We start from the raw sequence: 15,144 nt of genomic DNA, 5'->3' as shown, positions 1-15,144 counted from the left end.
ATAGCGAGAGAACGCTCATGAAGAAGAAGTTCCTTGTCGCAACCGCTCTGCTGGCGGGCAGTGTCGTCGGCGCCCCTGCGCTGGCGGCCGAGAACCCGTTGGACCAGGCCGGCATCCAGCACAACATGTACCTGGGCTGCCTGATGGACCTGAATGCCACTGCCGAGGACGCGTTGACCCTGCTGGTCAAGAAGTGCGGCTATGCCCCCGGCGTGCCGCTGGAGCGGTTCATTGCAACGCAGCAGCCCATCGTCGATGCGGTCGACCCGACCCGCCCGATGACCGAGAACCTTGCCGCGCTGCGCCAGCAGCTCAGCGCCTATGAATTCTCGTTCATCGTGCGCATGGATCAGATCGTCGAGAACGCCGAGGACCTGGACGCCGCTGCGGTGCAGTTCGAGGAACTGGAGCGGGAGGCCGTCGAACGGCTCGATCCCAGGTCGAAGAACGGCGCGCTGATCCTCGGCGGGCTGAGCGTGGCCAAGCACTCCAACCGCTACTGGGCCAATGTCGTGGCCGAGCGTGGCGAGGCCGCGGCGGGTGGCACCGCAGCGAAGAAAAAGGGACGGTTCTGGCGGTGGCTGGCGGTCATCGGATCGGACGCGGCCGGCTTCCTGCTCACCGAAAATCCCGTCGTCGCGGCCGCCACCTCCAACACGGTCTACGACATCGTGCTTGGCGAGACCACAACGCCCACCCCGGGGGACTAATCCCATTCCGATGACTGTCCAGTTCCGATCCGGACAGTGTCCTGGCGCTGGGTGGCGTTCTGGCCGGTGCGATTTTCCCAACGCCCAGAGAAGAACGGTCTCCCACTGCGCACCGTCATCGTAGCGTTACATCCCGGGGTCTGAGCAAGACCGCATCGCCACAACCTTCCCTTGAGAGAACCTACACATGAACAAAAAGTCCCTTGCCGCACGCCTTGTACTCTTGGCCGCTGGTGCCGTTGGCGTCCCCGCGCTGGCCGCCGAGAACCCCATGGACCACGCCGGCGTCCAGCACAACATGTACCTCGGCTGCCTGATGGACCTCAATCCCTCGCACGACCAGGCCCTGACGCTGTTGGTCAAGAAGTGCGGCTACGACCCGGGCGTGCCCCTGGAACAGTTCATCGCCACACAGCAGCCGATCATCGATGGGATCGACCCGACCCGGTCGGTGACCGAAAACCTGACGGGACTGCGCCAGCGGTTCAGTGCCGAGGAATTCGCATTCGTCGTGCGGATCGATCAGATCGTCGAAAATGCCGACGACCTGGAGGCCGCCGCGGCGCAATTCGAGGAGCTGGAACGGGATGCCATGGCGAAGCTCGATCCCACCTCCAAGAATGGCGCGCTGATCCTGGGTGGATTGAGCGTGGCCAGGCACTCCACGCGCTACTGGTCCAGGCAGGCGGCCGAAAGCGGTCAGTTCGCGGCAGAGGGCACAGCCTCGAAGAAGAAGGGGCGATTCTGGAAGTGGCTGGGCGTCATCGCAGCCGACGTAATGAGCTATTTCGAATCGGAAAATCCCGGTACGGCGGCTACGTCCTCCGACGATGCGTACTCGCTGTTCTTCGAAGACTTCGGAGTCTGATCCGGGTGCTGCCTGGGTAGGGGAAGGGCGCCCTGGTGAGGTGCCTTTCCTTTTTGAGTCAGTCGGCCAGCCAAGCCGATGGGTGCTTCATGTTCCGGTGCATGCGCTGTGCGCAACGCCTACTCGGTCGCCGTCGTGACAGGCACCTTCGTGCAACGCAGCCGAGCAGCGTCAGGACTGAAGCCCCTCACACACCTGCATGCCGCACATCTGCAGGTGCTCAACCTAGGCCACTGTGGGAGCGGCGTCCGCCCCAAAGGCTGGGTCACCTCTGCCGCTTGCAATGCATCAACACCGCCGCCACCGCCGCGCACCCATCGCCGCATCGCTGCTAGCATCGGCCGATGGATTCCCTTACTCAGATCGTCCTCGGCGGTGCCATTGCCGCCGCCATCGCGCCGGCTGCACATCGACGCGCGGCACTGCTCGCCGGTGCCGCACTCGGCACCGTGCCCGACCTCGATTCGCTGATCCTGCTGCCGCTGACCCGCGACCCGGTCACGCTGATGACGGTGCATCGCAGCGTCAGTCATTCGTTGTTCGTGCTGCCGCTGCTCGGCTGGCTGGTCTGGTGGCTGTTCCGGCGCTTCGGTGATGGGCGGGTCGCCGAGGCGCCGCGGCGCTGGTTCTGGGCGATCCAACTGGCGCTGATCACCCATCCGTTGCTGGATGCGTTCACTGTCTACGGCACGCAGCTGTGGTGGCCGCTGCGGCCGCCGCCGACGATGTGGTCGAGCGTGTTCATCATCGATCCCGCCTACACGCTGTGGCTGCTGCTGGCCTGCGCCATCGCCTGGTTCGCCCGCGCGCGCCGCGTGGCGCAGCAGGCCTTGCTGGTCGGGCTGCTGCTGAGCAGCACCTACCTGGGCTGGTCGCTGCTGGCCAAGCATCTGGTCGACCGCGAGGCCGACCGTGCGCTGGCGGCGATGGGCCTGGCGCAGGCGCCGCGCTTCTCGGTGCCGATGCCGTTCAACACGCTGCTGTGGCGGGTGGTGGCGATGACCCCGAGCGGCTACGTGATCGGCGAGCGCTCGCTGGTCGCCGACCACGGGCCGATGCGCTTCCAGGGCTGTCCCTCCAACACCCAGGCGCTGGCGCAGGTGCGCGACCTGCCCGCGGTGCAGCGCCTGACGTGGTTCAACCGCGGCTTCATGCGCGCGCAGGTCAAGGATGGCGAACTGGTGCTCAGCGACCTGCGCATGGGCCTGGAACCGGACTACAACTTCAACTTCGCCGTGGCGCGACAGCAGGGCGACGGCTGGGCGGCGATGCCGCCGCGGCAGCTGCAGGCGGCGTACCGGGCGCCGGTGGCACGTGGGCAGATTGGTGCGGCGCTGGCGCGGATGTGGCAACGGATCTGGGGCGAGCCGGCCTCGCCCGCGCCGGTCGGCACCCCGGTGCCGACAGCGGCGCGTTGAGCGCGGCACACAATCGACCGAGGCATGGCGCGCCCTCATTGGGGAACGAATCGGCGCAAGCATTAATTCTTCGATCATGGAGCGCCCGCTGCAAGCCAGGGCCGCATCTCCGCACTGCAGCGGTGATGTCCAGTTCGCCAATTCGACCCGGTTCGTTCCCATCGCGACCCGGTTTCGCCCTCGTGCGTCGCCGCAGACCCGCCTAGCCTGAAACCGTCGCATCGCGCCATGTGCCGATGCGGTGTGGTCGCCTCGCCTGGGTCCGCCGCAGGAATGTCGGAGATCTGGGCCACCCTCCATCCATTGCATGAGAAAGTTGATGAACAAAAAATTCTTTGTCGCAACCGCCATCCTCCTGGTCGGCAGTGCCTTCGGCGCCGCCCCTGCGCTGGCGGCCGAGAACCCGATGGACCAGGCGGGCATCCAGCACAACATGTATCTGGGCTGCCTGCTAGAGACGAAGGCCTCGCCCGACGAAGCCCTCGCCGTCCTGGTCGAGAAGTGCGGCTACAACCCCGGCATGCCGCTGGAGCGCTTCGTCGCCACGCACCAGGCCATGGTGGATGCAATCGACCCGACCCGGTCGATGACCGAAAACCTGGCCGGGCTGCGCCAACAGCTCAGTGCCTACGAGTTCTCGTTCATCGTGCGAATGGACCAGATCGCGCAGAACTCCCAGGATCTGGACGCGGCAGCGATGCAATTCGAGGAATTGGAACGGGAAGGCATCGCGCGGCTCGATCCCAAGTCGAAGAACGGCGCGCTGGTTCTGGGGGGACTGAGCGTGGTCAGACATTCCGCGCGCTACTGGTCCAAATTTGTGGCCGGCACCACATCGAAATACGCTGCGTCTCCGGACCCGAAAAAGGGCTGGTCGATTGTCACGCTGAGTGATACTGCGGGTTACTTCGCCATTGGTAACAGCGTATCGGCATCCGCTGTCTCCTATCTAACCTTTAACATCCTCGTTTCAGAAGGATATTTCCCGCTCTACGCAAACTAAAAAGTCCTCTTCATGATCTCGCTTTAGGCAGTGCAGATGAAATAAACAAAGGCGTTCCCGCTGAGGGACGCCTTTGTCTATCAGACACACCGAGAATGCGGACATGTCGCCGCTATCTGGTGTGCAGGCGCCAGCGGCGCCATGAACGGGGCTCAATACACCGTCGCGTGCGCCTGCACGAACGAATAGAAGAACACCGCGTCCGGGTCGCTCTGCACCTGGGCCATTTCCCGGCGCATGCCGGCCACGGTCTCCTGGTCCACCGCGCCGGCCTGCAGCAGCCGTTCGGCCGCCGACAGCAGCAACTCTTCCCAGAACCCGATCATGGTCTTGCGCCGTGCCGGTTCGCGGTTGTCCAGGTGCAGGGTCTTGATCTCGGTGCTGACGTCGCGATAGCCGCCGGCCAGCAGCAGGTTGCCGAGCTTGGCGCCGACGAACGGGTCGCCGCCGTGGTCGTACTGGAAGTCGTTGAACGCCATCCAGTAGCGCCACACGTTCGGCGAGTACGGGTGCAGCAGGAACGAGGCGTTCATCACCTCGGTCACGTACACCGGCGATCCCGGCGCCAGCACCCGTCGCACTTCGCTGAGCACGCGCGCCGGCGACGGCACGTGCTCCAGCACCCAGCACAGGAACGCCGCATCGAAGCTGCGCGGCTGGAACGGCAGGTCGCCGGCGTCGGCCTGCTGCAGGGTGTAGCGATCCTGGCACCAGGGCATGCGTTGCAGGTTGTCGCGCGCGGCCTGCAGCTGCGCCTCGCTCAGGTCGATACCGGTGACATGCAGCTCCGGGAAGCGCCGCAGCAGCACTTCGGTCTGCGCACCGACGCCGCTGCCCACTTCCAGCAGGCGCCGCGCGCCGGTGTAGTCGATCTGGTTGAACAGGGTGGCTTCCAGCAAGCGCGCCTGTTTCAGCAGGCGTGCCTGTTCGGTTTGGGAATAGCCGTGCAGATAGGTCGGGGTGTCGGCAGACGAACCCATGGCGGTGCTCCAGGGAGAATGACGTCAGGCGGCGGCGGACAGGGCCGGCGGCACGCCGGCGATCAGCGCGTCGAAGTACTCGGCGGTCAGCGCCAGTTGCGCCTGCGCGCTCTCGGCGCGGTTGACCACGGCGCGGAACGCGGCGTTCTCGGGCCGGTCCTTGGCGTACCAGCCCAGGTGCTTGCGGGCGATGCGCACGCCCTGCGCCTCGCCGTAGAAATCGTGCAGGGCCTGCAGGTGGCCGAGCAGGGTGTCGCGCACGCACGCCAGCGACGGCGCCGGACGCAGCTCGCCGGTGGCCAGGTAGTGCGCGATCTCGCCGAAGATCCACGGCCGGCCCTGCGCCGCGCGTCCGACCATCACCGCATCGGCGCCGGTCGCGGCCAGCACCTGCGCCGCCTTCTGCGGCGAGTCGATGTCGCCGTTGGCGATCACCGGGATGCGCAGCATCGCCTTGATCTGGGCGATGGTCGCGTACTCGGCCTGGCCGCTGTAATGCTGGTCGCGGGTGCGCCCGTGCACCGCCAGCGCGGCGATGCCGCAGTCCTCGGCGATGCGCGCGATGACCGGGCCGTTGCGGTGGTCGCAGTCCCAGCCGGTGCGGATCTTCAGCGTCACCGGGACCGGCGAGGCCTTCACCACCGCAGTGAGGATGCGCGCCACCAGCGCCTCGTCGCGCATCAGCGCCGAACCGGCCCAGGCGTTGCACACCTTCTTCGCCGGGCAGCCCATGTTGATGTCGATCAGTTGCGCGCCGTGGTCGGCGTTGTAGCGCGCGGCCTCGGCCAGTTGCTGCGGTTCGGTGCCGGCGATCTGCACGCTGACCGGGTCCGGCTCGCCGGCATGGTCCATGCGCTGCAGCGACTTGCGGGTCTGCCAGAAGCGCGGGTCGGAGATGGTCATCTCCGACACCGCCAGGCCGGCGCCCAGGCGCTTGCACAGCAGCCGGAACGGCTTGTCGGTGACCCCGGCCATGGGCGCCAGGATCACCTTCGGTTCGATCGTGTAGGGGCCGATGCGCATGCCGCTAGTGTAGCGGGGCGGCTTGTGCGACGCCTCCCGGGGGCTCCCCGGAGGCGTCTGGCGGCTGGCGGGACACCGTCCGCCGGGTGGACGCGCCGCGGGAGGACGACCGCGGCGCGGCCGCTGCGGCGGCTGCCTGCCGCCGCGAACGCGGTCCTCACGGTCGGCGTCATCGGCCGGCCGCTGCACGTGCCGCTGTCGCGCGACAGCGGCACGTCGGGCTCATTGCGAGATGCGGATGTTGTCCAGGTACAGCGATGCCGGCCGTGTCGCGCTGGCACGGAACTCGATGCGGTTGCTGCCGGCATTGAGCGTGATCGGCTGCTGCAGCGTCGCCCAGTCGCTGGCCGAGGCGGTCTGCGCGAACAGCGGCGTACCGACCTTGACTCCGTTGACGTAGAGATCGACGTTGCCCACGCTCGCGCCGGCACTCGAGTAGCGGGTCTGCACCTGATAGGTGCCGGCGCTGGCGACGCGGACGTCGGTACGGATGCTGGCGGCAGCGCCGGTGCCGAAATCCACGTAGCCCAGGCCCTGGTAGTTGCGTATCGGGCCGGAGACGCCGTTCTCGACCTGGCTGCGGATGTTGCGGAAATCGAAGTTCTCCGCCTCGTACTGCTGCACGCCGGTATATGCGGGCGGTGCCGACGGCGCCTGCACGGTCGCCTCGGGCGCCCCGCTCAGGCGTCCCCCGCTGGCGTTGCCGGTGCAGTGCACGGTGATGTCCAGCGGCCCGTTGTGGGCCACGCGCAGGGTCAGTCCGTCGGCGGTCGCGGTGCTGGTCACCGTGCTGGGTTGGTGGTCGCCGCGATCGACGAAGCTGAAGGTCGGCGTGGTGCTGGCGCCGTCGATGTCGATCGTGTCGGTCTTCAGCGCCCCGTCCGGGGAGTCGAAGTTGGTCAGGTAGATCGACAGCGTGTCCGCGAACTCCTTGATCACCCCGCTGGTGTAGGGCGCGTAGTTCACGCTGACCGCGGCGCAACTGTTGTACTTGAGCGGAATGGTGCCGCTCGCGTTCTGGTTGGCCTTGGAGGGGTTGTAGGTCACCCAGGTGTTGTCCTGGCGCCCGGCATAGATGTTGCCGCTGTACTCCTGCGGGAACAGCGCATTGAGTTCGGCGAGCTTGGCGTCCAGGGTCGGCCAGCGCGCCGCGTAGCCGGTCTTGGCGATCTGCACCTTGAACGAGCGCGCGGTCGCGTCGGTCAGCTGCCACACGGTCGGAATGGCCGGGTAGCGCCCGGTCTTCTTGTACCAGCTGTGCTGGTTGAGGTAGGTGCCATCGCCGTCGAGCAGGTACAACCCGGAGAACAGGCTTTCCGGCGAGGAGTACAGGTTCCTGTCGTCGCCGGTGGTGGTGTCGTTGACGATCACGACCTTGGAGCGGTCGATCACCTCCTGGCGGTTGAGGATGCGCAGCGTGCCGTCCAGGATCTTGCGGTAGATGTCCAGCTGGATGTTGCGGAAATGCGGGTAGAACTCCCAGCGCCGGCTGCTGTAGCCGTCGGCGGTGGTCGCGTTCGGCAGGGTGTGCACCGCGTCCAGCCGGATCTGTTCCGGGCCGTCGAACACGGTCTCGCCGGTGAAGGCCAGATGTTCGATCAGGTGCGGCGAGCCGGCCTGGACCGGATAGTCGCTGTTGTCGCTGCTGTACCAGCCGGTGCGGTCGGGGCGGATGCCGTAGTGGCCGGCGAAGCCGGACAGGTACATGCCCAGGCTCACGCTCTCGATGTCGTGGAAGCCGTAGTTGCTGGTGAACTTCTCTTCGATGATGAAGTTCTTGGCATAGGCGCCGAGCGCGCTGCGCAGGCGTTCGTTGCGCTTGACCATCGCCAGCGGGTTGATGTTCGCCCCCCAGAAGCCGCCGGTGAAGCTGACCGTCAGATAGCCGCCATACTTGTTGGTGAGTTTGAGCAGGTTGGACCAGTGCTCCCAGCGCTGCGCTGCCGAACCCGAGCAGGGTTGGTCGAAGCCCCAGAACTGCTCGGCGTAGTTGAAGCCGATGAAGTTGGGATAGTCGCGGAAGAACTCGCCGTAGACGGTCGATTCCAGATCCGCATCCGGCGCGTAGTCCGGAAAGTGGCTGAAGCCGCCGCTGGATGGCTGGATCATCGCCCAGATGCCGTTGGCGGCCGCGGTCTTCATCCAGGACCGCGCGGTTTCCACTCCATTCTCGACCTGCAGCCAGTTGCACTGGTTGCCGGTGGCGCCCTGATGGTTGATCGACAGGGAAATCAGCAACACCGCGTACGGGCGCAGGTCCGCCGGGATCAGGTCGATGATCTTCTGCGGATCGGCCGAATTCCAGGTGTCCGCATGGATCAGGAACATCGGCTGGCTCGGCGACAGCGGACGGCGCAAGGCGACGCTGTCGTTGTCGCCGCCGTCGCCCGCGTCGGCGGCGGTGGCGTCGGTCTGCGGTGCAGTGGCCGGTGACTGCGCGCGCGACGTCGCCGACCACGCCGTGGGAATGGGGGCGGCTGCGCCCTGCTGCGCGGTCGAGGCGCTGCGGTCGTCGTTGTCACCGCCGCATGCGCTCAACAGCAGGCTCAAGCATATGCCCAGCACGGCGCATTTGTTCCATTCTCGCTGCGTCTTCATCGGGGGAATCCATCTCTTGGGGGGAGGGATGCATGGCCGCGCACGCGCACGCGGTCGCGCGATGCGACCAGGCGAACCGGCGTTGCCGAAGCGGCGGCGAATCTAGCAAGCGTGCGCGGATCACGAATGCGAACGGCCGCACGTTGCGCGCCGGTGTTTACGGAAATCGACGGCGCTGCGCTGCGTAACGGCCGGCGCACGCGTCATGCCCAGCGCGAGCGAGGCCGGCGCCTCGCTGCGAGGGTGTGGAGGGACACGGCGCGTGCGTGATGCAGGCCGCAGCGCGTGTTGGCGATGCGTGCCTGTGCGTCCCGCCGGTGCGCGAGACGCAACAAGGGCCACGTGACGACAGCGCGGCACGGAGCAGTCGCAGGCCGACGCGGCGGCCTGCGGGCAAGGACATCGCCCGCGCCTTTGGCGCGGGGGCATGTGCGGTTCAGCGGATCCGTTTGCATCGCGCGGAACCCGCGCCGCTGCCGTCGCGGATCGGTGGCGGTGCGTGCGCCCTCAGCGTGACCAGGCGGCCGGCGGGGTTGCCTCGGGCCGCCAGAGACATGGCCGGGTGCTTCCGATGCGGCCCTGGCCGAGCCGGCGCCTCAGAAGCGCACGTTCCAGCCGACCGTCAGCACCCGCCCGCGACCGGCGGTGTAGGTATCGTTGCGCGGCGTGGTCTGCGCGTAATAGCTCAGGTACTGGCGATCGAACAGGTTCTCCACGCCCACGCTCAGTTGTCCCCGCGGCAGCGCGATGCTGGTCTGCAGGTCGAACGTGGTATAGCCATCGAACTGCGCCACCTGCGTGCCGCGCAGGTCGAAGCGGCGGCTGACCGCGCGACTGCCCTGCAGGCGCGTGGAGATGCCCGGCGTCCACTGCTGCTGCCAGAACGCGGTCACGCGGTCCGGGCTGACGCTGGCACCGGGCATGTCGCTGTCGACGCGGCCATCGCCGTTGCTGTCGTAGCGCGCATCGGCGGTGGCGTAGCCCACCCCCAGGCGGGTGCCTTCTGCGGCCTGCCAGGTGGCGGTGCCCTCGAAGCCCTGGATCTCGGTGCGCTCGCGCGCCACGCGATAGCTCTGGGTGGTGGGGTCGTAGTCCAGGCGGGTGCCACGCTTGGCATCGGACCAGTAGTAGGCGGCGTGGATCAGCCAGCGCCCATCCTCGTAGTCCGCGCCGATCTCGCGGTTGTCGGAAATTACCGGGCGCAGGTCCACCAGGGTGTCCACGCGCTGGTTCGGCACGTTGATGGAGCGCAACACGCGGCCGATGTCGGCCACGGTGTAGCCTTCGGAATAGGACGCGTACAGCTTCAGCGCCTCGGTGGCGTCCCAGACCAGGCCCACGTTGGGCAGGGTCTCGGTGGTGGTGGGTTTGCCGCCGCGCACGAACTGGCCGCCGTTGTTGCTGGGAATGGTGGTGAAGTCGTTCACCTCCAGCGTGCCGCGCTCGTAGCGCAGGCCGGCGCTGAGCGTCCACTGCGGCGCGAGGCGATACTCGGCCTGCACGAACGGCGACAGCGAGCGGTAGGTCGTCGCCGGCACCCACTTCAGGCCGCTGCGCACCAGTTCCTGGTAAGTGCGGTCGCTGGCCAGGTCCAGGCCGAGCGTGGCGCGCAGCGGCAGCCCGAACAGGTCGCCGCGCGACCAACTGGTCTTGGCGCCGACCTTGCGCGAGGTGTTCTGCGACTGGTCGAGCACGCTGCGGCCGTCGTTGAGCAGGTTGGCGAAGGTGGTGCCGCCGTAGCGCCCGGCGAAGTCCACCCAGTACGCCTGCGCTTGCAGGTAGCCGCCGGCCAGCGCGTTGTCGGTGTAGTCCAGGCTCACCGAGGTGGAGCGGTTGCGCGGCGCCTCGGTGATCTTCTCGCCGCGCCGCGAGGTGGCCGGGCGGCCGCTGGCGATGTCGCCGGGAACGGTGAGGTAGTCGTTGTCGCCCTGCAGCGTGTAGCGGTTGGCGTTGAGTTGCAGCCGGCGCTGCGGATCGAGGTTCCAGCCGAGCTTGGCGAACAGGTCGTGGCTGCTGGCGTCCATCAGGTCGCCCTGGATGTCCTGCACGCCGACCGCCTGGCCGTTGCCGTCGTAGTACAGGCCTTCGCGCGCATAGGACACGCCGGCGACCGCATCGAACGCGCCCTGGCGGGTGCCGAACAGATACGAGGCGCGCTCGCCGGTACTGTCGCTGCGGTGCGGCAGCGCACTGCTGCCGGCCACGGCGATGTCCTGGAAGCTCTGCCCATCCTGGCGCGGCGCGCGCTTGGTGATGATGTTGATGATGCCGCCGGAGGCGCCCAGGCCCTGCAGCGCATTGGCGCCGTGGATCACCTCGATGCGCTCGATCATCGCCGGGTCGATGGTGTGTCCGTCGCGGCCGCCCTCGCGCAGCGGGGTGGACTGCGGGATGCCGTCGATCAGGTACAGCGGCTTGCGTCCGCGCAGCGTCTCGCCGCTGGTGGTCAGCTTCTGCCGCGAGGGCGAGAACGAGGGGATCAGGTTGGCCAGCACCTGCGACAGGTCCTGGGTCAGCGCCAGTTGCTGGCGCAGCTGCGCCTGGTCGATCACGGTGATGGTGTTCGGCAGCGCCGCCGCCGACTCCGGCATGCGGCTGGTGCTGGCCGACACGCTGACCCGGTCGAGGTCGACCACCGTCTGCGCATGGGCGGCGGGCAGGGCACAGCTGCCGAGCAGGCTCAGGGCGAGCGCGGTGGAGAGCGGGTGTGGGGACATCGGTTCAGCCAGGTGGCGAAGTGGCTGCGGATGTTAATGAGAATTATTATTGTGTCAACGCCGGACATTGCGTGCCGCATCCCGGCACGTAATGTGATGTGGTGCGCGATTGCGCGATTGCGCGATTGCGCGATTGCGCGGCGGCGCTGGATCGGGGGAGGCGCCGACGCCTCAGCCGGCGCTGTCCGGGGTCAACCGCGGCATCGACGCCGCCGCGCCTTCGGCTTCGGTGGAGCGCGCCGCGTAATGGTTGGCGAAGCGCACGTGGGTGGCGAACGTGGCGTTCGGCGATTGCGCCAGCGAGGCCACCAGGGCGCCGTTGAAGGCATCGCCGGCACCGGTGGTGTCCACGGTGTGCGCGGCTTCGGCGCCGATCCGGTAGTAGGGCTGGGTGTCGCCGAGCAGGCGCTCCTCCGGATGCGAGATGAACGCGCCGACCGCGCCCAGCGTCACCACCACGGAGCCGCCCGGCAGCAGCTTGCGGCACAGCGCGTGCAGGCTGCCGCCATCGGTGGCGGCGACGTCGTCGGCGTCCACGCGCACGCCGACGTGACGCGCCAGCAGGGCGGCGAACTCGGTCTCGTTGGGGGTCAGCACGTCGGCCAGCTTGAGCAGGCCGATGCTGGTCTGCGCGTTGGCCGGGGCGGCGTTGAGCACCGTGGTCAGGCCGGCTTCGCGCGCCAGCGCCAGGGTGGCCTCGATGGTCTCGATCGGCGACTCCAGCTGCGCCAGCAGTACCCGCGCCGAGCCCAGCAGCGGGCGCTGCGCCTGCACGAAGTCCAGGCTCAGCGCGGCGTTGGCGCCGGCGCCGATGACGATGGTGTTGCGGCCGTGGCCGTCGACGTAGATGCCGCCGGTACCGGTCGGCTCGGTGCTGGCCTCGGCGACCAGGGCGATGCCGTCCTGCGCCGCCAGGCCGCGCGCCATCGCGCCGCCGGCATCGTCGCCGAGCGCGCAGACGAAGCTGGTGCGCGCGCCGGCGCGGGCCGCCGCCACCGCCTGGTTGAAGCCCTTGCCGCCGGGGCCGGTGCTGTAGCGGCCGGCGATGGTCGCCCCCGCTGCGGGCAGATTCTCGCACCGCCACACATGGTCGACATTGAACGAACCGACGACGATGACCGAACTCATAGGCATGTACTACTTCTCGACTGGAACTGAAAAAAGGAAAAACGATATAGCGAACGCAGCGACCGGCTCAGGCGAAATGCGACAGCACCCCGGCGATGGTCGCGGTCATGAAGGTGGCGATCGAGCCGCCCAGTACCGCGCGCAGGCCGAAGCGGGCCAGGTCGTGGCGGCGCTCCGGGGCCAGGCCGCCGATGCCGCCGATCTGGATCGCGATCGAGCTGAAGTTGGCGAAGCCGCACAGCGCGTAGGTGGCGACCAGCCGGCCTTCCGCGCTCAGGCTCACGCCCGGCACCTGGCCCTGGACGATGCGCGACAGCTCGGTATACGCGACGAACTCGTTGATGACCACCTTCTGGCCGATCAGCGAACCGACCGTGGTCGCATCCGGCCACGGCGTGCCGATCACCCAGGCCACCGGCGCCAGCACGTAGCCGAAGATGGTGGACAGGTTGGTCGGGCGGCCGAGCACGGCGGCCAGGCCGGTGACGTCGCCGAGCCAGGTCAGCGGCGCGTTGACCAGCGCGATCAGGGCGATGAAGGCCAGCAGCATCGCGCCGATGTTCAGCGCCAGGCGCAGGCCGTCGCCGGCGCCGGCGGCGGCGGCGTCGATCACGTTGCTGGTGGTCTTCTCCACTTCCATCTTGACCGTGCCGCGGGTCAGCGGCGTACCGGTCTCCGGGATCAGCAGCTTGGCTACCACCAGCGTCGCCGGCGCGGCCATGATGCTGGCCGCCAGCAGATGCTTGGCGTAGAACGCCTGCTGCGCCGGATCGCCGCCGCCGAGCATGCCCACGTAGGCCGCCAGCACGCCGCCGGCGATGTGCGCCATGCCGCCGATCATCATCGTCAGCAGCTCGGACTCGGTCATGCGCGGGATGTACGGGCGCACCGTCAGCGGCGCCTCGGTCTGGCCGATGAACACGCTGGCGCAGACGCTGGTGGTCTCGGCGCCGGACACGCGCATCACCTTGGTGATCGCCCAGGCCATCACCCGCACCACCGCCTGCATCACCCCCAGGTGGTACAGCACGCCCATCAGCGCGGAGAAGAAGATGATGGTCGGCAGCACCTGGAAGGCGAAGATGAAGCCGTAGGTCTTGGTGTCGAGCAGGTTGCCGAAGATGAAGCTGGAGCCTTCGTTGACGAAGCTCAGCACCTTCACGAACACCTGGCCGAGCCAGTCGAACACCTCGCGCCCGCCCGGCACCAGCAGCACCAGCGAGGCGAAGCCGATCTGCAGGACCAGGCCGGTCGCGACCAGCTTCCAGTCCACCGCCCGGCGGTTGTTGGAGAACAGCCAGGTGATCCCGATCAACACCGCCAACCCGAACAGGCCGAAGCCGATCCTTCCCAATCCTTCGACCATCTGCGTCCCCGGGTCCCCGACCAAAGACGGGAAGCCTAGTGCAGGGGGTGACGGCCGGCAAGGCGAGGCGTGTTCAGTCGGGGATTGGGGATTCGGGATTGGGGATTCGCAAGAGCGGGGGCCCTGCCGCTGGCGGGGCGATGCCGGGCGGCGCCGCTACACTGTGTGGCCGTCCCCGGCCATGCCGCGGGTCCGCTCAGCAGGAGGAGTTGCCATGCATTACCGTCGCCTCGGGACCACCGGGTTGCAGCTGTCGGCGCTGTCGTTCGGTGCCTGGATCAACTTCGGCGGGCAGACCGGCCGCGACGAAGCGCGCAACCTGATCGCCGCCGCCTGGGACCACGGCATCAACTTCTTCGACAACGCCGAGGTCTACGCGCACGGCCGCGCCGAGCAGGTGATGGGCGACGTGATCGCCGACCTGCGCCTGCCGCGCGACGGCTTCTGCGTGTCCAGCAAGGTCTACTTCGGCGCCGTGGAGTCGCCGCGCCCGACCCAGCGCGGGCTCTCGCGCAAGCACGTCACCGACGCCTGCCACGCGGCGCTCAAGCGCCTGCGGGTGGATTACCTGGACCTGTACTACTGCCACCGCCCCGATCCGGACACGCCGGTGGAGGAAACCGTGCGCGCGATGGACGCGTTGATCCGCCAGGGCAAGGTGCTGTACTGGGGCACCTCCGAGTGGCCGGCCGAGCGCATCCGCGAGGCGGCGCAGGTGGCGCGCGCGCTGGGCCTGCACGGCCCGTCGATGGAGCAGCCGCAGTACAACCTGCTGCACCGCGAGCGCGTGGAGCAGGAGTACGCGCCGCTGTACGCCGAACTGGGCCTGGGCACCACCATCTGGTCGCCGCTGGCCTCGGGCCTGCTCACCGGCAAGTACAACGACGGCATCGATCCGGCCTCGCGGCTGGGCCAGGAGCGCAATGCCTGGCTGCAGCAGGAGGTGATCGGACCGCCCGCGCAGCGCCGGGTCGAGCGCGCGCGCGCCTTCACCGCGCTGGCCGCGGCCGAGGGCGTGGCGCCGGCGGCGCTGGCGATCGCCTGGTGCCTGCGCAACCCGCACGTGTCCACGGTGATCCTCGGCGCCAGCCGGGTCGCGCAGTTGCTGGAGAACCTGGCCGCGCTGGAACTGGCCGAGCGCGACGATGCGGCATGGTGGGGCCGGGTCGAGTCCGCGCTGGAGTGAGGGCGGCAGAGGCGCCGCCGCCGCGCCAACCGGCGGTGGTGCGGCGGCCGAGTGGGGAAGATGCTTTCGATTTTTTGCATCTTTTGATCTCGCGATCTTGATCGCAACCGCGAATCGAAATGGGCGAGAATGGGTCTTGATTAAGTA

At 68.1% G+C, this 15,144-nt stretch carries 11 protein-coding genes; 5 read left to right on the top strand and 6 right to left on the bottom strand.

The window, feature by feature from the left end:
* Positions 1-17 precede the first annotated feature (17 nt).
* The 4 genes from AC1PME_RS17205 (at position 18) to AC1PME_RS17190 (ending at position 3,999) form a co-directional block, all read left to right on the top strand.
* A complete protein-coding gene (locus AC1PME_RS17205) occupies positions 18-710 on the top strand; it encodes a hypothetical protein (protein ID WP_481096511.1) in 693 nt (230 codons plus the stop codon).
* Positions 711-897: 187 nt separating this feature from the next.
* Positions 898-1,578 (top strand): hypothetical protein, encoded by a 681-nt coding sequence (locus AC1PME_RS17200; protein WP_481096510.1) that lies wholly within the window; start codon positions 898-900, stop codon positions 1,576-1,578.
* Between the two features lie 344 nt (positions 1,579-1,922).
* Complete coding sequence (locus AC1PME_RS17195) at positions 1,923-2,996, top strand: metal-dependent hydrolase (protein WP_481096509.1); 1,074 nt, start codon at positions 1,923-1,925, stop codon at positions 2,994-2,996.
* 319 nt (positions 2,997-3,315) lie between these two features.
* A complete protein-coding gene (locus AC1PME_RS17190; protein ID WP_481096508.1) occupies positions 3,316-3,999 on the top strand; it encodes a hypothetical protein in 684 nt (227 codons plus the stop codon).
* 152 nt (positions 4,000-4,151) lie between these two features.
* On the opposite strand, the gene AC1PME_RS17185 is transcribed toward AC1PME_RS17190, so the two are convergent.
* The 6 genes from AC1PME_RS17185 to AC1PME_RS17160 all read right to left on the bottom strand — a co-directional run bounded on the left by AC1PME_RS17185 (position 4,152) and on the right by AC1PME_RS17160 (position 13,811).
* The gene (locus tag AC1PME_RS17185; RefSeq protein ID WP_307552282.1) at positions 4,152-4,979 is read right to left on the bottom strand and encodes a class I SAM-dependent methyltransferase; all 828 of its coding nucleotides are present in this window, start codon (positions 4,977-4,979) and stop codon (positions 4,152-4,154) included.
* 24 nt (positions 4,980-5,003) lie between these two features.
* On the bottom strand, positions 5,004-6,002 hold the full coding sequence (gene dusB, locus AC1PME_RS17180; RefSeq protein ID WP_254459068.1) for a tRNA dihydrouridine synthase DusB: 999 nt from the start codon (positions 6,000-6,002) through the stop codon (positions 5,004-5,006).
* A 222-nt stretch (positions 6,003-6,224) separates the two neighbouring features.
* Positions 6,225-8,600: a glycoside hydrolase family 98 domain-containing protein gene (locus tag AC1PME_RS17175; protein WP_481096507.1), complete on the bottom strand. Its 2,376-nt coding sequence runs from the start codon at positions 8,598-8,600 to the stop codon at positions 6,225-6,227.
* Positions 8,601-9,196: 596 nt separating this feature from the next.
* On the bottom strand, positions 9,197-11,317 hold the full coding sequence (locus tag AC1PME_RS17170) for a TonB-dependent receptor (RefSeq protein ID WP_481096506.1): 2,121 nt from the start codon (positions 11,315-11,317) through the stop codon (positions 9,197-9,199).
* Positions 11,318-11,488: 171 nt separating this feature from the next.
* The gene (locus AC1PME_RS17165; protein ID WP_481098137.1) at positions 11,489-12,445 is read right to left on the bottom strand and encodes a ribokinase; all 957 of its coding nucleotides are present in this window, start codon (positions 12,443-12,445) and stop codon (positions 11,489-11,491) included.
* A gap of 67 nt (positions 12,446-12,512) precedes the next feature.
* Positions 12,513-13,811, bottom strand: a complete 1,299-nt coding sequence (locus tag AC1PME_RS17160) for a NupC/NupG family nucleoside CNT transporter (RefSeq protein WP_254459066.1) — start codon at positions 13,809-13,811, stop codon at positions 12,513-12,515.
* Between the two features lie 214 nt (positions 13,812-14,025).
* Between AC1PME_RS17160 and AC1PME_RS17155 the strand changes: the two genes are divergently transcribed.
* Positions 14,026-14,997: an aldo/keto reductase gene (locus AC1PME_RS17155; RefSeq protein WP_254459065.1), complete on the top strand. Its 972-nt coding sequence runs from the start codon at positions 14,026-14,028 to the stop codon at positions 14,995-14,997.
* Positions 14,998-15,144: the final 147 nt, after the last annotated feature.

The organism is Xanthomonas sp. NCPPB 901 (assembly GCF_056725085.1).
Note: the sequence above shows the minus strand (reverse complement) of the source record. Positions and strands in the feature narration are given on the sequence as shown.